Source organism: Ornithinibacillus contaminans, from assembly GCF_001038425.2.
In the GTDB taxonomy this organism is placed as follows: domain Bacteria; phylum Bacillota; class Bacilli; order Bacillales; family Amphibacillaceae; genus Ornithinibacillus; species Ornithinibacillus contaminans.
Genome location: NZ_LDPV02000036.1, coordinates 43082 through 62250, shown reverse-complemented (window position 1 = coordinate 62250; position 19169 = coordinate 43082). Strand labels below are relative to the sequence as shown.

Genomic DNA, 19169 nt, shown 5'->3' with positions numbered 1-19169 from the left:
TTATGCCTAAACCCCTTTAAAGGTTTAAAAAACCATTGGAAACCAATAATAAATGATGGGTGAGAGCATGATGGATGGAATCTATTTTTATTGGTTTAGTTGGGTGTTTTGGGTGATTGTTACATTTTTAATGCCCAAAGGAAAACGTCGAACGATTTTAGCGCTGTGGCTATTAGTAGCAATAATCTTTTCCAATCTTTATGTCACGATTGGATCATTAGCCTTTTCGGTTACTTACTTAATCATCTTTACTGGTGCGTTTATTTCATTAGCTAGGCATAATCGAGTGGGATTACATATCTTTTCAGGATTTACGATAATGATTGGATATACGAGTATTCTGATTTGGGAAACTCATGCTCCAGTTTGGCTATTTATGCCTAGACTATTACTAATTCCCATGATTTGTGTAGCTTTAGTAAGTATTATTTCATCAACAATGATCAGCCGATTGATCATAAGCACACTAGGACTATGTGGTGGCGAATTATTATACAGTGTTTTACTAGCAAATTTTTCTATTCAACAGACAATCGGTGAATTTGTTTTCTTAGACACGCTATTGGTTATGTTATTTCTGTTAGTTTTGATGGAATTACTTCGAAAGGGACGCGGGAAAATGGTTTCAACTTTACAAGCATACAAACAACAATTGAGGTGGCAAAATGAATGAATATACGATGCCAATTGTATTCGGTGTTATCATTGGTACTATCGCAAGAATTATGATGTTAAAAACAGATTATCGCCAATACCCAACCTATTTACATGGGAAAATTATTCATGTTGCATTAGGTTTTATCGCTGCTTCACTTGGTGCGGTTGCAGTCCCGGCTATTATGGAAATGGAGTTTACTGCTGTTACCTTTTTAACTGTAGCCGCTACACAGTTTCGTGAAGTGCGAAATATGGAGAGAAATACACTAACAGAAATTGATAGCTATGAGCTTGTATCGCGAGGGAAGGCTTATATTGAAGGGATAGCTATTTCGTTTGAGAGTAGGAATTATTTAGTAATCCTAACATCATTTGTTGGAACGTTATTTTATTTAATTTGGAATATCTATGTGGCACTGGCTGGTGCCATCTTATGTTTAATCATTAGTAAAATATTGCAAAGCGGCTCAACCATTAAGGAAATTGTAAATATAGAGTATGCTCAACCACATTTTGAAGGGGCTGGTCTATATGTCGATAATATTTACATTATGAATATCGGACTTCCAGAAAGACAAGCAGAAATATTGAAATATGGAATGGGATTCGTATTATCACCGAAAAATATTAATGTCGTTAATACAATTGCTCACCTAGGTCAGCGCCAAGCTATTTTACATGATGTGTCTGTCTCATTAGGTGTATTTCGTGACTCCGGCACACCCGCACTTGTGCCATTAATCAAGCGTGATTTAGATGATGGTCGAATCGGGGTCTTTATTTTGCCACAAATTAGAGATATTGAAAAAGCGAAAACAATCATTGGTGCCGTTCCAGTGCTTGAAACGGCAATTCGTATGCCTTCACGTTCTAACGCCTTTCACAAGGAGGGTTAAAAAACATGGTTATTGAAAAGTCTATTTTAGCCATCATTACAACAAATAAAGAGAAGGTAGATGGTGGCGCACCAATATTTATTTGTGAAAGTCAGGAAGAGCTACATAAAACAGCCGCAAATTTAGAAGCTATCATGGACGGAATTGCACATGCATTAAGTGATGAAGTTTTTATCATCGTAAAACATTAACCATTGTTAATCTGGATTTCTTTTGCTAGAATGAATAAAGTTATGGAATCCTAATAAATTGAGTAGGGTTCTTTTATACATAGACCAAAATAGCGAATAGAGAGAGGATGTTCCTTTCGATGAGGAAATCTGTAGTTGCCATTGTAGGCAGACCAAATGTAGGAAAATCAACGATTTTTAATAGATTAGTGGGCGAAAGAATTTCAATTGTTGAAGATATTCCTGGAGTGACAAGGGATAGAATTTATTCACAGGCAGAATGGTTAAATACTACGTTCAATTTAATTGATACGGGTGGAATTGAAATTGGGGATGAACCATTATTAGTACAAATGCGCCAACAAGCTGAGGTTGCCATTGATGAAGCAGATGTTATTGTGTTTATCGTCAATGCTAAAGAAGGAATTACTGCAGCGGATGAAGAAGTAGCTAAATTATTATTTAAATCTAATAAACCAGTTGTGCTTGCTGTCAATAAAGTTGATAATCCTGAAATGCGAGATGAAATATATGAATATTATTCCCTTGGATTCGGTGAACCATTTCCAATTTCAGGAGCACATGGACTTGGATTAGGTGATCTATTGGATGAAGTGGTAAAACACTTTCCACAGTTTGAACAAGAAGAAGCAGACGAAGACACCATCTATTTTAGTTTAATCGGCCGACCTAATGTTGGTAAATCATCCTTAGTAAATGCTTTATTAAATGAAGAAAGAGTGATTGTAAGCGATATCGAAGGAACGACACGTGATGCAATTGATACTTCTTTAACTCGTGATGGACAAGACTATGTTATTATTGATACCGCTGGGATGAGAAAGCGCGGGAAGGTTTATGAAACAACGGAAAAGTATAGTGTTTTACGTGCCTTAAGAGCGATTGAACGTTCAGATGTCGTTCTCGTTTTAATCGATGCTGAGACGGGTATAAGAGAACAAGATAAGAAGATTGCTGGTTATGCGCATGATGCCGGTAGAGGGATTGTAATCGTAGTGAATAAATGGGATACAATCGAGACGAATGAGAAGGCTATGAAAGAGTATGAAGATAAGATTAGAGCGCATTTTCAATTTCTAGATTATGCACCAATCGTATTTTTGTCTGCTAAAACTAAAAAACGGATGCATACATTACTACCAATGGTTCAAATAGCAAGTGAAAATCATTCAAAACGCATTCCAACAAATGTCCTAAACGATGTCATTATGGATGCAATTGCAATGAATCCAACTCCTACTGTTAAAGGGAAACGCTTGAAGGTGCTTTATGCAACACAAGTTGCCGTGAAACCACCTAGTTTTGTTATTTTTGTAAATGAGCCAGAATTAATGCACTTTTCATATCAACGATTTTTAGAGAATAAAATTCGTGATGCATTTGGTTTTGAAGGTACACCAATTAAAATATTTGCACGTAGACGGAATTAGGGGAGGAGTACAAGTTGAGTAAAGTTGCTGTTATAGGTGCAGGTAGCTGGGGAACAGCGTTAAGCATTGTACTTGCAGATAATAAACATGAGGTAAGGCTTTGGACACATCGAAAAGAACAGGCAGATATCATCAATGCAACCCATAAAAATGAGCGTTATTTGGAAATAATGATTCCAGAACAAATTAAAGCCTATCACGATTTAAAGGCTGCTGTTGCGGATGTTGATGTCATTGTACTTGTCGTCCCAACAAAAGCGATTCGAGAGGTTTCACAAGATTTAAATGCTTTGTTAAATCATCATCCAGTAATTATTCATGCAACAAAGGGAATTGAACCCGGATCACTTAAGCGGGTGACACAAATGATTGCCGAAGAAATGGATAATTATAGCTATGAAGATATCGTTGTTTTATCTGGACCAAGTCATGCGGAAGAGGTTGCTCAACGACAACCAACAACCGTTACCGTTGCATCGATAAATGAAGTGAATGCAAAGATTAGTCAAGATCTTTTCTTCAATGAGGTTTTTCGAGTCTATACAAGTAATGATGTCATTGGTATTGAATTGGGTGGAGCACTCAAAAATATTATTGCACTTGGTGCGGGTATTTCGGATGGGCTAGGCTATGGTGATAATGCAAAAGCCGCTTTAATTACACGTGGACTTGCTGAAATAACTAGATTAGGAACACATCTAGGTGCAAACCCACTTAGCTTTTTAGGGTTACCGGGTGTTGGCGATTTAATCGTTACTTGTACGAGTGTCCACAGTAGAAACTGGCGGGCAGGCAATCTACTAGGAAAGGGTAAAAATTTAGACGAAGTTCTTGAGCAAATGGGCATGGTTGTTGAAGGGGTACGAACAGCAGAAGCAGCTTATCAGTTTGCCAAGGCAGAACAAGTAGAAATGCCGATTACCTCTGGTATATATGATATTATTCATCATGTAAAGAAACCAAAAGAGGTAGTTGAACAACTCATGAACCGTGACAAGCGTGAGGAAATGGATGATCTTGCCTCTTTATTGAAGAACCGTTATACCCGGTAACACACTACCAAAAAACCTTGCATATACTATGTTGAACTAACATAGCAGCAAGGAGGCGAGCGTGTGAGCAATAAAAGCAATAATCCTTTTGACAAAATTCAACAAAACGCAGGTATTAGTCCAAGCGATATTTATAAAGTTGCTGATTCGGTTAAAAATGCCGATTTTTCGGATGAAAAAACCGTTCGAAGGCTCGTACGGCAATTAGCAAAAATGGCTAATAAACCTATCACAAAAGAGAAAGAGGACAAAATAGTAAAGTCTATCACAAATAATAAAGTTCCAGCAGATTTTAACTCGCTGAATCAGTTATTTAAAAAATAGCTTTAGGCTGGGCAGGTGAGGATACAACCTCGCGTCTACTCGCATAAAATGAAACGCACAAGCATTCATAGATAGGGTTGCTGTGGGTATTATTTAGTCAAACCGGGATGAAGATGGCCCCTCTTCACCCCGGTACTTTTTTGTAACGAAGACCATATCGAGGAATGTAGCTAATTTCGTTAATCCATGCTTGCCTGGCAACACTATGGTATAATACGATGTGCAAGATAAATGGATAATGGTTATATAAGAGGTGAAAACATGTCAGAATCTATGCTTAAAATGTGGATTTCGTTCGCTGGTATGGGCTTCTTGGTTCTAGCGATTGGTTTGGTCATCCTTAGCAGACATAAGTTAAAAGGTATTTTCGCTATGATTATTTCATTCTTTGCTTATGTTAGTCTATTCTTAGGCGGGATTATTATATTGTATATCGTTTTTAGCGGACCATCGATTTAGCTTATGGAGGTTTAGTGGTATGAAGTATACATATAGAACAATTCTTATTGCGTTACTGTTATTAATACTAAGTGGCTGCATGTATCCGACTAGTGAATTAGATAAGAACCAGGTTCCCAATGAGGTACAACTAGAAATGGTACAGGCAGCTGTTGAGCACTATCAAGAGCAAACTGGTGGACTATTGCCAATCCGAACCAAGTCAAATGATACACCGATATTTGAGAAGTATTTAATCGACTTTACAACATTAAAAGAAAGCAATAGTATTGCTGATGTACCTGGAAATGCTTATGAAAATGGCGGTGTCTATCAATATGCCATTTTAAACCCAGAAACAAATCCACAAGTTAAATTAATCGATCTTCGCTTAACAGAAGCTATTCGGAGTGTAAAAATTCGCGTGAATGCATTTCGTGATAAACACATCTATCCACCATTTGGTGAACGAATTGACGATGGCATTTTTGAAATAGATTATGACAAGATTGGCATTGACAGCCCGCCACTAATTGATAGTCCATATTCTGATGTTACATTACCACTTGTAATGGATGCGAATGGTGAGATTTATGTGGACTATCGGATTGATTTGAATAATGCACTTCAAACATATGAGCACACCTATCAAGAAGGGGACGATATTCGTTTTATTTTAGCGGAAAACGCTCCATTTTTACCTGCATATTCCGTACCTTATACTATTAAAAACGATGAGCCGGTATTTATGGATACACCGTAACGAAATATTTCTCATAACTTATTCCTTGCAGCATATATTTGTTGCAGGGGTTTTTTTATCCCCAATTTCACGCGGTTTTTAGAAATTACCAAACTACGAATGCTGATTTAGCATTAAATTAAATTCTTTTGCATATATTAAGTCATAATTTGATAGGACAACATCATAGAATTGTAATGTCAATTATTCGTAGTTTGTTCATTTAATATTGTAGTGATCGGGAGGGGATCGTTTGAAGAAGGTAGATATTTTTAAAGATATTTCCAAACGTACGAATGGCGATATATACCTCGGTATTGTAGGTGCTGTTCGAACAGGCAAATCAACATTCATAAAAAAGTTCATGGAATTAGTGGTGTTACCTAACATTGATGACGAAAGCGAAAAAGTAAGAGCACAGGATGAACTACCACAAAGCGCAGCCGGTAAAACTATCATGACAACAGAACCGAAATTTATTCCCAACCAAGCTGTAAAGGTAAGTGTAGAAGAGGGCCTAGATGTCAATATTAGACTGGTAGATTGTGTTGGCTATGCAGTCGAAGGCGCAAAAGGATTTGAGGACGAAAACGGCCCAAGAATGATCAATACACCTTGGTATGAGGAACCGATACCATTTCATGATGCAGCGGAAATCGGCACAAGAAAAGTAATTCAGGAGCATTCTACGATTGGTGTGGTGGTGACGACTGACGGAACAATCGCTGACATACCGAGAGGAGATTATGTAGAAGCAGAGACGAAAGTAATTGAGGAATTAAAAGAAGTTGGAAAACCATTTATAATGGTCATTAACTCGGTAAAACCTACTAGTCAGGAAACTGAATTACTTCGTCAGGAATTATCAGAGCAACATGACATTCCGGTACTTGCGATGAGTGTAGAAGCGATGACAGAGCATGATGTGTACAATGTGCTTCGCGAGGCATTATATGAGTTTCCGGTTTTAGAAGTCAATGTTAATCTACCAAGTTGGGTAATGGTGCTAAAAGAGGATCACTGGTTACGAGAAAGCTACCAAGAAGCAATTCAATCAACCGTAAAAAACATAAAACGCCTTCGAGATGTGGATAGTATTGTCGGTGATTTTTCCGAATATGACTACATCGAAAAAGCGAATTTAGCAGGCATGGAAATGGGAGAAGGTATAGCTGAAATTGACCTACATGCGCCTGATTATTTATACGACCAAGTATTGAAAGAAATTGTTGGGGTAGAAATTCGAGGCAAGGATCACTTGTTAGAGTTAATGCAAGACTTTTCTTATGCAAAGCGTCAATATGATCAAGTAGCAAGTGCACTTCAGATGGTAAAACAAACCGGTTACGGAATCGCTGCTCCTACCTTAGAGGATATGGAACTAGATGAACCAGAAATCATCCGACAGGGATCCCGATTTGGTGTTAGATTAAAAGCTGTTGCACCATCAATTCATATGATAAAAGTCGAAGTGGAATCCGAATTTGCACCTATAATCGGCACTGAAAAACAAAGTGAGGAATTAGTTCGATACTTAATGCAAGACTTTGAAGAAGACCCGCTTTCCATTTGGGAATCCGATATTTTTGGCAGATCACTTAGCTCCATAGTTCGGGAAGGTATACAAGCGAAGATTTCCTTAATGCCAGAGAATGCCCGATACAAATTAAAGGAAACATTAGAGCGAATTATCAACGAAGGATCAGGTGGTTTAATCGCCATCATATTATAGACAAAAACAGCAGTTCATATGGGCTGCTGTTTTTGTTTTGGGCAAAAACCGAAGTGAAAAAGGAAAAAAATCGCCCAATTTGCTACAAAAATTTTAAAATCTAGCAGGAATTTATAAAACGATAGCGAATACCTATAAAACGGGCTTTACAGCAGCTTTTTAGCCTTTAATAAATACTTGATTTTCTTCCAATATATGGATAAAAATCTAAGAAAATATGAAAAAAGAGTAATTTTTTGTTGAATTTTGCTGGAATCTCGTTTAATATTAGCCTTGTCCCTATTGATTATAGGGCAAACAAGTATAAAAGTTGGTAAATTGGTAAACAAATGATGAGAGAAATATTTGTACCAATGTGACCCGAATTTTTTTGGGAGGAGGTGAATGTCATGAATAAAACAGATTTAGTAAATGCAGTTGCTGAGAAAAGCGAACTTTCTAAAAAAGATGCTACAAAAGCTGTAGATGCAGTTTTCGAAGCTGTCATGGATTCACTTAAAAAAGGTGAAAAAGTACAATTAATCGGTTTCGGTAACTTCGAAGTACGTGAGCGTTCTGCACGTAAAGGACGTAATCCACAAACTGGAGCAGAAATCGAAATCCCTGCAAGCAAAGTTCCTGCTTTCAAACCAGGTAAAGCCCTTAAAGATAGCGTAAAATAATACGTACATAGGGTTAAAGGGTGCGTTCATTCGCACCCTTTTTTTCATTTCATAATACATAACGAAGCGACAATACTAGTAATATGATGTAAAGGAGTTGGTTATATGAGTAATAATCCAGATTTCTTTGTTGTGAAAGCATTAGAAGATGGGGTAAATGTTATTGGATTAACGAGAGGATCTGATACGAAGTTCCATCATTCAGAGAAACTTGACAAGGGTGAAGTGATGATTGCCCAATTTACAGAACATACTTCTGCTGTCAAAGTTAGAGGGAAAGCCTTAATTCAAACAAGTCACGGGGAAATCACAAACGATTAAAGGAACTTCTGCTATTGGCTATCTTTCCACTTTTTCCTTTATGGTTTTTAAATTATCGTATACCCGTAATTATGTTATAATAACTTAGGCAACACTAAAGGCTTGAAAGGGCAAAGGTGATTATTTTGCAAACAATGGAGAAGGAAATAGTACAACTGAAAGAGATGATAGAAGATACTATTCATCATCCTTTCCTAGTAGAGCATATCCAACAGCCTGTAATTGATGAATACAAGCTTTTCTTTCTAAATTATTTATTAAGTAACGCTTCACTTAACCCGAAAACAAGGGATAACTTATTAATCGCGATTATGCTAGTTCAAATCGCATTAGACATACATGAACAGGTTCCTAATAACCACGAAGAAGAGGATATGCCGATAACAACAAATAGTCAGTTATCCATCCTTGCCGGTGATTTTTATAGTGGTCTTTATTACTGGTTATTAGCTAATATATCAGAGCACCGATTTATTCGTGTGCTAGCAACGGCAATTAAACAGATTAACGAAGTGAAAATGCAGCGTTATTTTGCGAAACATATTTCTAGTGAAGAACAATTGGTAATGATTAAGCAAATAGAATCGTTATTAATTACCAATATAGCGAAAGAGCTCAACATGACTATTGAAATTCCTGTGATAGAGGAAATATTATTAACGAACTATTTATCGAAGCAAATTGTATCCGAATTAGAATATCCTACACAATCTGAACTTCAAACAGTACAAATCAAAAATACAACTGGTATTATAGAGAGTCTTCCTGTCAGCTACAGTCATTTTAAATCCGAAACAAAACAGCTACTTGATTCTATTCTATATAACACCGCTTGGGAGAAGGAATACTAATGCAGGAGAAAACAAAAGAAGAACGTGTTCATCATGTATTTGAAAAAATTTATGATAAGTATGATGCAATGAATTCCATCATATCTTTCCAACGGCACAAGGCGTGGCGTAAAGATGTTATGAAGCAGATGAATGTTACTGCTGGTGACATGGCACTTGATGTCTGTTGCGGGACAGGCGATTGGTCGATCGCACTTGCAGAAGCTACTGGTCCAAAAGGAAAAGTAATTGGTCTAGACTTCAGTAAAAACATGCTCTCTGTTGCGGAAGAAAAAAATCAACAGCTTGCACTTAAACAGCTTGAGTTCATTCACGGAAATGCAATGGAATTACCATTTGAAGCTAACACCTTTGATTTCGTTACGATTGGATTCGGGTTACGTAATGTCCCTGACTATATGACAGTGTTACAGGAAATGCATCGTGTCGTAAAACCAGGCGGAAAAGTCGTTTGCCTAGAAACCTCTCAACCAACGATGATTGGATTTAAGCAATTATACTTTTTTTATTTTCGATTTATCATGCCATTATTCGGTCGTATCTTTGCAAAGAGTTATAAGGAATACGCTTGGCTAAATGAATCAACTCGAAACTTTCCGGATAAAAATCGCTTAAAGCAAATGTTTTTGGAGGCTGGCTTTACAAGCGTACAGGTGAAGGGCTATACTGGCGGAGTTGCTGCCATGCATATGGGTATTAAATAACAAATCTATCGTTTTATAAGACAAAAGGTGAATCACATGAAATTAGCGAAAATATATAATTACTTAAAAAAAGATCTTGACCTGATTGAATCAGCACTTATGGATGCTATTCAGGCGGATCATCCTGTACTGCGAAATGCATCTACTCAATTGCTTCAAGCCGGAGGGAAGCGAATTCGACCTGTATTTGTATTGTTAGCTAGTCAATTCGGTAACGTTGATTTGGAGAAAGTGAAAACCGTAGCAGTGTCCTTGGAGTTAATTCATATGGCTACATTAGTACACGATGATGTTATTGATGATGCAACACTTCGCAGAGGAAAACCAACGATAAAACACCAATACGGAAATCGTGTAGCGATGTATACTGGTGACTATATCTTGGCTAGGGCGTTAGAAAATATAACAGAAATCGATAATACAGCACTTCATTCAGCTTTATCTAAAACATTAGTCGAAGTAAGTCTTGGTGAAATCGAGCAAATAAAAGAAAAATATAATTGGAATCAAAATATCCGGACATATTTTAGACGTATTAAGCGTAAGACTGCTTTATTAATCGCAACGAGCTGTCAATTAGGGGCCATTACATCCGATATAACTGAAACACATATACATAAATTATTCCGTTATGGCTATTACATTGGTATGAGCTATCAAATCATCGATGATATATTAGATTTCACTTCTTCCTCCAAACAATTAGGTAAGCCAGCTGGAAATGATTTATTTCAAGGAAATGTCACATTACCTGTTCTATTTGCAATGGAAGATCCAGTTTTTAACTCGCTTTTAAAGCAAACATTTACCAATTCTAGAGAAGTTAGCAAACAGGACATGGATAAACTAATTACCGCATTAATGAAGACAGATGCTATTGAACGATCGTATGAAATTAGTGAACGTTATTTACAAAAAGCATTACACGAACTAAAATATTTCCCAGATGTCCAGGCAAAAGTGACATTAGAGCAAATTGCCAAATTTATTGGTAAAAGAAGAGCATAGTTTATATTGTTATTTTTCCGAAAGTTTGATAGAATTTAAACGGTTACATAATCTTTACTACATATACATAGAAGAGGTGTAAACGTGGAGAAAACATTTTTAATGGTCAAACCAGATGGGGTACAACGTAATCTAGTAGGGGAAGTAGTAAATCGATTTTCACAAAAAGGCTTTACATTAGTTGGTGCTAAATTAATGCAAGTCTCAGAAGAATTAGCTAGTCAACATTATGCTGAGCACCGAGAAAAACCGTTTTTTGGAGAGTTAGTTGAGTTTATTACGTCCGGACCAGTCTTTGCGATGGTTTGGGAAGGGCAGAACGTAATTACAACTGCACGTGCGATGATGGGCAAAACCAACCCACAAGACGCTGCTCCAGGTACCGTTCGAGGGGATTTCGGTTTAACTGTTGAGAAAAATGTCATTCATGGATCTGACTCCGCGGCGAGTGCTGAGAGAGAGATTAATCTATTTTTTAACGCCAGTGAATTGGTATCGTATACAAAACAAGAAAATAGTTGGATTTACTAAAATATCATGTAATTGCCTCCGTTCTCAATGGGGGCATTTTGCTATAAAGAGGCGTAAACACCATGTCAGATGATTATCATTTATTTACAGAAAACATTTATATGAAATTCGGTATCGACTTAAAACAATATAAAGAAGCGCAAATGAAAAGACGTCTCACATCCTTACGAGACAAAAGAGGATTCCATGATTTTCAGAAGTACTATATCGCTTTGACAAAAGAAACTGAGCTGTTACATGAATTCATGGATAGAATCACGATCAACGTCTCCGAATTCTATCGTAATCCGAAACGTTGGGAAGTATTGAAAGATACAATCATCCCACTGATTAAACCAAATCAAGGTGAATTGAAAATTTGGAGCGCTGCTTGTTCAACGGGAGAGGAACCGTATAGTATTGCGATTTTATTAAAAGAATATTTTCCGGGTATACAGCCGACTATATTGGCAACAGATATCGACGAGAAGGTTTTAGAAAGGGCTAAGACCGGGGCGTACTTAGAACAAGCTCTAAAGGATTTACCGAAGAGTTTAAAACAAAAATATTTTACGAAAAATGGTGAACTATTCGAAGTTGATCCTACTTTAAAGCGACTAATAAATTTTAAAAAACATAACTTGCTGGAAGATAATTATCCAAAGAATGTTGATTTAATTGTTTGCCGAAATGTATTAATTTATTTTACAGACCAAGCAAAAGATAAAATCTATCATAATTTTGCAACCTCACTTTCACAAAATGGTGTGTTATTTGTTGGAAGTACAGAACAAATTTTCAGCCCTAATAAATTCGGTTTAAAACTAATAGATACCTTTTTCTATCAAAAGGAAGATAAGTAGTCTTAGAGGCAGTGACAATCGTATTTTAATTTAAATACATATGTCGCAGCCTCTTCTTTTTATTCCTGATGCGAATTAGTCTATAATAGGGTTATAGAGCACATTTTTAGGAGGTAGAGCATGCGCTATTTAACAGCGGGTGAATCGCACGGAAAGCAATTAACGACAATTATAGAAGGTATTCCATCGCAAATGCCTCTTTTAAAAGAAATGATAAACGATTCGTTATTACGCCGTCAAAAAGGTTATGGGCGTGGAAAAAGAATGCAAATCGAAAAGGACCTAGTAGAGATTACTAGTGGGGTCCGACATGGGTATACATTGGGGTCGCCAATAACACTCGTCATTCACAATGATGATTACAAACATTGGATAGATATTATGGGCGAGGATCCAATCGTGGAAGACCAACAGATTAGAAGGGTAGTCACCAGGCCAAGACCTGGACATGCAGATTTAAACGGCGCGTTAAAGTATGGCCATCGTGATATGCGTAATGTTCTGGAGCGATCTTCAGCACGAGAAACCGCTGCGAGGGTTGCTGCTGGTGCAATTGCCAAATCTCTATTAAAACAACTTGGTATAGAGGTTTGTGGCTATGTAAAAGAAATTGCAGGTATTCGAGCAGATGACATTACTGTAGAATCAATGGCAGCTAGACAAGAACTAGCTGAGAATTCTCCTGTTAGGACGTTAGATAAACAAGTAGAACAAAAAATGATGGATGCGATTGATAATGCCAAACAGAATGGAGATTCAGTAGGTGGTATAACAGAAGTATATGTTGAAGGAATGCCAGCAGGTGTTGGTTCTTATGTACATTATGACCGAAAACTAGATAGTCGGATTGCTGGTGCGGTTGTCAGTATCAATGCCTATAAAGGAGTAGAATTCGGAATTGGATTTGATGCAGCACGTAAACCTGGCAGTGAAGTGCATGATGAAATTTTATGGTCGAAAGAGAACGGATACTATCGCAATTCTAATCGACTAGGAGGGTTTGAAGGTGGTATGACAACCGGAATGCCAATCGTAGTCAGAGGTGTTATGAAGCCTATTCCTACCTTAATGAAACCACTTAACAGTGTCGATATTGATTCAAAAGAGACATTCCAAGCGAGTGTGGAACGATCAGACGCATGCGCTGTTCCAGCTGCTGCGGTTGTAATGGAACATGTGGTGGCATATGAATTAGCCAAAGCACTTTTAGAACAATTCCCACATGATCAATTTCCAAAATTAACGGAAGCTATCCAAAATTATCGTCATGAAATCAGGAGTTTCTAATGCATACTATTCAAATAGACTCTAGCATCCAGCCCTATACAATTTTTATCGGTAACGGTATTCGGCATCAACTTGGAACATTGCTAGAACAAGCCTATACCTCCATTTTAATTGTTACCGATAGTAATGTAGCTACACTTTACGCAGAAGATATTGTTAACAGTATACAACATGAAACAGTATACGTTGCTAAAATAGAAGCAGGGGAAAAATCCAAAAGCATTGATATGTTTTATGATTTACACACCACCGCACTTGAGTGTGGACTTGATCGAAACTCACTTATTATTGCGTTAGGCGGTGGAGTTATTGGCGATCTTGCTGGTTTTGTGGCAGCGACATTTATGCGCGGAATAGATTTCGTCCAAATTCCAACTACACTACTTGCACATGATAGTAGTGTTGGCGGTAAAGTTGCTATTAACCATGAGCTCGGAAAAAATTTAATAGGGAATTTCTATCCACCAACAATGGTTTTATATGATATTGATACTTTACAAACATTACCTCAAAAAGAGCTGCGTTCCGGCTATGCTGAATTGATAAAAGAAGCAATGCTGGCAGACAAGGTTTTCTATGAGAGGCTTTTGTCAGTTCAATTAAATCAACTAACTGGTCCTTTGTTAGCTAACTTTGTAACAGAAGGTATCCAAATCAAAGCTCATTTCGTACAGTTGGACGAGAAGGAAACAGCAAGTCGAAAGATGCTTAACTTGGGCCACACACTAGCTCACGCACTTGAAGCAATTGTAGGCTATGGCCGCATCACACACGGAGAAGCTGTTGCTATTGGTATACTATTTGCAAGCTATGTTAGCGAACAAGAATTCCAAATAACTTTACCGATTGAGCCACTTTATAATTGGATGGTAAGAAATAATTACCCAGTTTCGGTTACGGTTCCTTCTATTCAAGAGATAATCGAGCACATGAAACACGATAAAAAAACGATTAATCAAGAAGTACAAATGATTCTATTACGTGATATATCAAAACCGGTACTGTATACCGTATCCGACCAAAAACTTAAACGGTATTTACATACATTTTTAACTACCAACAGTTGGATGATTACAGGCGATCAGGAAGTGAAATGAGTCAATGAAACGTTTACCAAAAAAAGATAACATTGTAATTAATGGTGAGATTACTGTGCCAGGTGACAAATCAATTTCTCATCGAGCTGTAATGCTTGGAGCATTAGCAGAAGGTGTAACAATGGTGGAGAATTTCCTTGTGGGAGATGACTGCTTGCGAACGGTTAAAGCATTTCAATCACTTGGTGTCTCCATTAAAAGATCAGGCACAACTCTTGAAATTTACGGAAAGGGATTGCCTGGTTTAACAGAACCTACCCAGCCATTATATTTTGGTAATTCCGGCACGACAGCTCGTCTAATGCTAGGAATTTTAGCGGCATTACCGTTTACCACGACAGTATACGGGGACTCTTCCTTGTCAAATCGACCAATGGCACGGGTAATTAAGCCGTTACGTAAAATGGGTGCAACAATTCTAGGACGTGCTAATTCGAATTATTTACCATTGGCTATCCAAGGTGGGAATTTACAAAGCATTACCTATGATATGCCTGTAAAAAGCGCACAGGTTAAATCAGCGTTATTGTTTGCAGCATTACAGGCAAAAGGGCGGACTAGCATACAGGAAATAGAACAAACGAGAAATCACACAGAAAACATGCTAACTGCTTTTGGTGCTAACTTAGTAATTGGTGATAACACGATTTCGTTAGAAGGAAAACAGTCATTACAAGCTACTAATGTGTTCGTTCCGGGCGATATCTCTTCTGCCGCCTTCATGCTAGCAGCCGCTGCTATGGTACCAAATAGTACATTAGCTATTAAACATGTTGGATTAAATCCTACACGAACAGGAATTCTCGATGTATTACAACAAATGGGAGCAGAAATCTCTGTTTCTAATTATCAATTTATTGGTGGCGAAGCATTTGGAGATGTAAAAATCACAAATCAGTCGTTACACGGAGTAGTTATTGAAGGGGAAATCATTCCTCGCTTGATTGATGAACTACCAATTTTAGCTTTACTCGCCACACAAGCAGAAGGGAAAACAATCATTCGTAATGCAGAAGAGCTTAGAGTAAAAGAGACAGATCGGATAGCTTGTGTTGTAGACGTATTATCGACACTTGGTGCGAGAATAGAAGCGACAGAAGACGGTATGATCATATACGGAAAAACACGATTAACAGGCGGAACTGTATCTGCTTATCATGATCATCGTATTGCTATGATGATTGTAATTGCCTCCCTTATTACTGAAGGAGAAGTTTCCGTTGATGATTTAGCATCCATAGCTATTTCGTATCCAACCTTTATGGAGGATCTACAATCCATAATTGTAACAGAATAATATACTATTAAAGTAAGCATAGAAAGGATTAATAGCGTGAACATTTTAGATAAAGCAATGAATCTAATGGAAATGGATCAGGTAGATAAGGCATTAGAACTAATACATTCTTACGCTCCAGATGCGACGGATGAAGAATCTGTTTCGATTGCAGAATTTTTTATGCAATGGGGGTTTTTGCATGAAGCAGAAGCAATTTTAGAAAAACTTATTCCTAACTATCCTGAAGAAAGCGAACTAAAATTATTACTTGCTGATTGCTACATCGAAAACCAAAAGGACGAAGAAGCAATTGAATTATTAAATACGATTTCTGAGGATGATGACGCTTATCTTCAAGTACTGGTTGCTCTTGCAGATTTGTATCAAGCACAAGGATTATTTGAAGTTGCTGAGCAAAAATTATTACAAGCAAAGCATCTAAGTCCATCGGAAACTGTCATTGATTTAGCGCTGGGAGAGTTGTATTTCTCTTTAGGTGATTTTAAACGCGCAATTACGTATTATGAAAAAACCGTAAAGCATCCAGTAGCCACTATTCCAGTTGCAGATCGATTGGCAGAGTCTTATGCTAATGTTGGCGAATATGAACTAGCCATTGAATATTATGAGAAAGCAGCTAGTAAACATCCAGATGCGTTATTCAAATATGGATTCAGTGCCCATAAAGCAGACCGAAATGATTTAGCTATTCATATATGGAAGGAATTATTGAAGGAAGATCCCTATTACCACTCGGCTTATTTACAGTTGGCGAAAGCTTACGAGGAAGAAGAATTACTCGAGGATGCATATAAAACAGCGGTTGCTGGCTTGAAGGTTGATGAATATAATAAAGAGCTTTATTTAGAGGCTGGTAAATTAGCACATAAAATTAACCTTGATCAAAATAGTGAACAACATGTACGGGAAGCTGTTAGTCTAGATGCAGATTATAAGGAAGCAGTTCTATTCTTAATTGAGTTATTCAAAGAAAAAGAGCAATATGAAGCTATCGTCGATTTAATAAAAAATGTGAAAGAAACTGGTGGAGACGATCCAATATATGACTGGGAACTAGCACGTGCTTTTGTAGAAATAGAATCATATAATGATGCATTAATTCACTATAAAGAAGCATATAATAGCTTACAACATGACAGTGATTTCCTAAAAGAATACGGCTATTTTTTAAATGAAGAAGGGAGGACCAAAGAGGCAGTTCAGCTATTTGAAGCGTATTTACAACACGAGCCTGATGACCACGAGATAACAGAATATGTATCTCGACTAAAGCAGTAATAAGCAATATTTCTTGGATAATTAGGAAGGAGGTAATTGACTGTATGCAAGCTCCTGTTTCCGTAAAAGATAAAAGTGAATTTTTAAAATGGTTTCTTAACAATTATCAATTAAAAAAGCGTGAAAGTGTTTGGATTCTTAATTATTTAATTAATCATCAAGATATACTGGAACATGTTCATTTTGTTCACGATGCAAAGTTTTGTTTGCGTAGTGTTATTATGACAACGCAATGTTCCAAGGAAGTCCCATTTCGTTTCTATAAAAATCATTTAGTTACAACAGATGCTGAAAAAGCTTTTCATGACATCCGGTTAAATCAACAGGAGTCACTATACATCCAGTTAAACTTTACAAATGCCAATCAAAATCATATGTATGCTGCGGTGTTAGAGGAGAATCCTTTTGTCCCAGATGATTATGTTATTACACAACAAGACAAGGAAAACGCAGCAATTTTACTTGAAAACTCTCTATATGAGTTTAAACGTAACCAATTGCTTAAACAGATTGATCAGTCACTAGATGAGCAAAATCGCGAGGAATTTAATAGACTCGTACATGCGTTACAAATCCTTGAGGAAAATATGTTAAATCAACCTAGCTTGCAGGAGCAATAGGTTGATTTTTTTTGTTTACATCAGTAAGATTTACACAGGTATTATAAATTGTTAGTTTTGGTAAATACTATAGAAAGGTGAGTACATACATGCATTGGACAAAGAACGATATGAAGCGGTATGTCGATTCAAAGGAATATATTGACACAGCTATAATTCCGATTATCCCATTTCAATTATCCGACGAGACAACGCTTGAGAAAAGCACAAGTAAACGTGAATTATTATCTATTTTCGCAACTGAAATTGAAAAAGAACTCACCGGAAGAGTGCTATTAATCCCAAATTATTATTATCAAGAGTTTGGCGATAAAATGACCGAAATCGCACGGTTAAATCAATGGACTACTGAAATTCAGCACCAACCATTCCAACACGTATTTATTTTAACGCTTGATGCTGGCTGGAAGAAGTATGAAAAAGATCTTCAAGCTAATTTGTTATGGTTACCAGGTTTCCAACCAATAGATCCCAATTCACAAGAAATGCAACAAATGATTCGCGGTCAAGTTACGGATATTGTCGAATTAATACGCAGCTATTGGTAAAGACTGTCATAAGTGAAAACTTTCAGAACAATGAAGGTTTAATATTGACCGAGCAGATAGTTTGCGCTATCATGGTAATGTCCTAGTAATCTGATTAAAATTATTGTCCGTGATAAATGTAAAAAAAGAGGGGGGAAAATCATGAGCGAAGAAAAGCAACAAGTATCCCGTCGTCAGTTTCTTAACTATACACTAACAGGTGTTGGTGGATTTATGGCAGCAGGCTTGCTTGCACCAATGCTCAGAATGGCAATTGATCCAGTGTTACAGCCTCCTAGTGTTGGAGACTATGCGAATGTTGGTCTTGCTGTTGAAGATATTACAACAACACCTCAACGTGTCGATTGGAAAATTGATCAAGTAGATGCATGGTATGAATCTGAAGTAGGTAGAACTGCATGGGTGTACAAAAATGAAAACGATGAAATTATTGCACTTTCCCCTATATGTACGCATTTAGGATGTGTTGTATCTTGGGAAGGAAGCGAAAGTCATCCAAATCAATTCTTCTGCCCATGTCATGAAGGACGTTATACAAAAGATGGTGTTAACATTCCAGGTACACCACCAACTGCACCACTTGGATTATACCAAAGCAAAGTGGAAAACGGCATGCTATACCTAGGTAAAGCAATACCGAGAGAGGGGGCGTAATTAC

Annotated in this window: 23 protein-coding genes; all 23 read left to right on the top strand. The window is 37.2% G+C overall.

Going from position 1 to position 19169, the window contains the following annotated elements; all coding sequences use genetic code 11:
- The first annotated feature begins 67 nt into the window (after positions 1 to 67).
- The 23 genes from JF53_RS09030 to JF53_RS08920 all read left to right on the top strand — a co-directional run bounded on the left by JF53_RS09030 (position 68) and on the right by JF53_RS08920 (position 19165).
- Complete coding sequence (locus tag JF53_RS09030; protein ID WP_157052486.1) at positions 68 to 673, top strand: YphA family membrane protein; 606 nt, start codon at positions 68 to 70, stop codon at positions 671 to 673.
- Positions 666 to 1553, top strand: coding sequence for a YIEGIA family protein (locus JF53_RS09025; protein ID WP_047980033.1), 888 nt, complete (start codon positions 666 to 668; stop codon positions 1551 to 1553). Before JF53_RS09030 ends, JF53_RS09025 begins: the two co-directional genes overlap by 8 nt.
- Before the next feature lie 5 nt (positions 1554 to 1558).
- Positions 1559 to 1744: a capping complex subunit for YIEGIA gene (locus tag JF53_RS09020; RefSeq protein WP_047980034.1), complete on the top strand. Its 186-nt coding sequence runs from the start codon at positions 1559 to 1561 to the stop codon at positions 1742 to 1744.
- Positions 1745 to 1863: 119 nt separating this feature from the next.
- Positions 1864 to 3174, top strand: a complete 1311-nt coding sequence (gene der / locus JF53_RS09015) for a ribosome biogenesis GTPase Der (RefSeq protein ID WP_047980035.1) — start codon at positions 1864 to 1866, stop codon at positions 3172 to 3174.
- Between the two features lie 14 nt (positions 3175 to 3188).
- Positions 3189 to 4226 (top strand): NAD(P)H-dependent glycerol-3-phosphate dehydrogenase, encoded by a 1038-nt coding sequence (locus tag JF53_RS09010; RefSeq protein WP_047980036.1) that lies wholly within the window; start codon positions 3189 to 3191, stop codon positions 4224 to 4226.
- Between the two features lie 63 nt (positions 4227 to 4289).
- The gene (locus JF53_RS09005; protein WP_047980037.1) at positions 4290 to 4550 is read left to right on the top strand and encodes a stage VI sporulation protein F; all 261 of its coding nucleotides are present in this window, start codon (positions 4290 to 4292) and stop codon (positions 4548 to 4550) included.
- Between the two features lie 261 nt (positions 4551 to 4811).
- Positions 4812 to 5009, top strand: coding sequence for a DUF2768 domain-containing protein (locus tag JF53_RS09000; protein ID WP_047980038.1), 198 nt, complete (start codon positions 4812 to 4814; stop codon positions 5007 to 5009).
- Positions 5010 to 5028: 19 nt separating this feature from the next.
- Complete coding sequence (locus JF53_RS08995; protein ID WP_047980039.1) at positions 5029 to 5751, top strand: hypothetical protein; 723 nt, start codon at positions 5029 to 5031, stop codon at positions 5749 to 5751.
- A 232-nt stretch (positions 5752 to 5983) separates the two neighbouring features.
- Positions 5984 to 7462, top strand: coding sequence for a stage IV sporulation protein A (spoIVA, locus tag JF53_RS08990; protein ID WP_047980040.1), 1479 nt, complete (start codon positions 5984 to 5986; stop codon positions 7460 to 7462).
- Positions 7463 to 7851: 389 nt separating this feature from the next.
- Positions 7852 to 8124 (top strand): HU family DNA-binding protein, encoded by a 273-nt coding sequence (locus JF53_RS08985; protein WP_047980041.1) that lies wholly within the window; start codon positions 7852 to 7854, stop codon positions 8122 to 8124.
- Between the two features lie 105 nt (positions 8125 to 8229).
- Positions 8230 to 8445 carry a trp RNA-binding attenuation protein MtrB gene (gene mtrB / locus JF53_RS08980; protein ID WP_047980042.1) on the top strand — a complete coding sequence of 72 codons (216 nt, stop codon included), beginning with the start codon at positions 8230 to 8232 and terminating at the stop codon, positions 8443 to 8445.
- Positions 8446 to 8579: 134 nt separating this feature from the next.
- Positions 8580 to 9296: a heptaprenyl diphosphate synthase component 1 gene (locus JF53_RS08975; protein WP_236686932.1), complete on the top strand. Its 717-nt coding sequence runs from the start codon at positions 8580 to 8582 to the stop codon at positions 9294 to 9296.
- Positions 9296 to 10000 (top strand): demethylmenaquinone methyltransferase, encoded by a 705-nt coding sequence (gene menG / locus JF53_RS08970; protein ID WP_047980043.1) that lies wholly within the window; start codon positions 9296 to 9298, stop codon positions 9998 to 10000. Before JF53_RS08975 ends, menG begins: the two co-directional genes overlap by 1 nt.
- Positions 10001 to 10036: 36 nt before the next feature.
- The gene (gene hepT, locus JF53_RS08965) at positions 10037 to 11008 is read left to right on the top strand and encodes a heptaprenyl diphosphate synthase component II (protein WP_047980044.1); all 972 of its coding nucleotides are present in this window, start codon (positions 10037 to 10039) and stop codon (positions 11006 to 11008) included.
- 84 nt (positions 11009 to 11092) lie between these two features.
- A complete protein-coding gene (gene ndk, locus JF53_RS08960; RefSeq protein WP_047980045.1) occupies positions 11093 to 11539 on the top strand; it encodes a nucleoside-diphosphate kinase in 447 nt (148 codons plus the stop codon).
- Positions 11540 to 11601: 62 nt separating this feature from the next.
- The gene (locus JF53_RS08955; RefSeq protein WP_047980046.1) at positions 11602 to 12381 is read left to right on the top strand and encodes a CheR family methyltransferase; all 780 of its coding nucleotides are present in this window, start codon (positions 11602 to 11604) and stop codon (positions 12379 to 12381) included.
- A gap of 120 nt (positions 12382 to 12501) precedes the next feature.
- Positions 12502 to 13668, top strand: a complete 1167-nt coding sequence (gene aroC, locus JF53_RS08950) for a chorismate synthase (RefSeq protein ID WP_047980047.1) — start codon at positions 12502 to 12504, stop codon at positions 13666 to 13668.
- Positions 13668 to 14765, top strand: coding sequence for a 3-dehydroquinate synthase (aroB, locus tag JF53_RS08945; RefSeq protein WP_047980048.1), 1098 nt, complete (start codon positions 13668 to 13670; stop codon positions 14763 to 14765). The genes aroC and aroB overlap by 1 nt, the downstream gene beginning before the upstream one ends.
- A gap of 4 nt (positions 14766 to 14769) precedes the next feature.
- The gene (aroA, locus tag JF53_RS08940) at positions 14770 to 16062 is read left to right on the top strand and encodes a 3-phosphoshikimate 1-carboxyvinyltransferase (protein ID WP_047980049.1); all 1293 of its coding nucleotides are present in this window, start codon (positions 14770 to 14772) and stop codon (positions 16060 to 16062) included.
- Positions 16063 to 16098: 36 nt separating this feature from the next.
- A complete protein-coding gene (locus tag JF53_RS08935) occupies positions 16099 to 17343 on the top strand; it encodes a tetratricopeptide repeat protein (RefSeq protein WP_236686931.1) in 1245 nt (414 codons plus the stop codon).
- 44 nt (positions 17344 to 17387) lie between these two features.
- Positions 17388 to 17963, top strand: coding sequence for a ReoY family proteolytic degradation factor (locus JF53_RS08930; protein WP_047980050.1), 576 nt, complete (start codon positions 17388 to 17390; stop codon positions 17961 to 17963).
- An 89-nt stretch (positions 17964 to 18052) separates the two neighbouring features.
- Positions 18053 to 18511 (top strand): DUF2487 family protein, encoded by a 459-nt coding sequence (locus JF53_RS08925; protein WP_047980051.1) that lies wholly within the window; start codon positions 18053 to 18055, stop codon positions 18509 to 18511.
- A gap of 141 nt (positions 18512 to 18652) precedes the next feature.
- Positions 18653 to 19165, top strand: coding sequence for a QcrA and Rieske domain-containing protein (locus tag JF53_RS08920; RefSeq protein WP_047980052.1), 513 nt, complete (start codon positions 18653 to 18655; stop codon positions 19163 to 19165).
- Positions 19166 to 19169 lie beyond the last annotated feature (4 nt).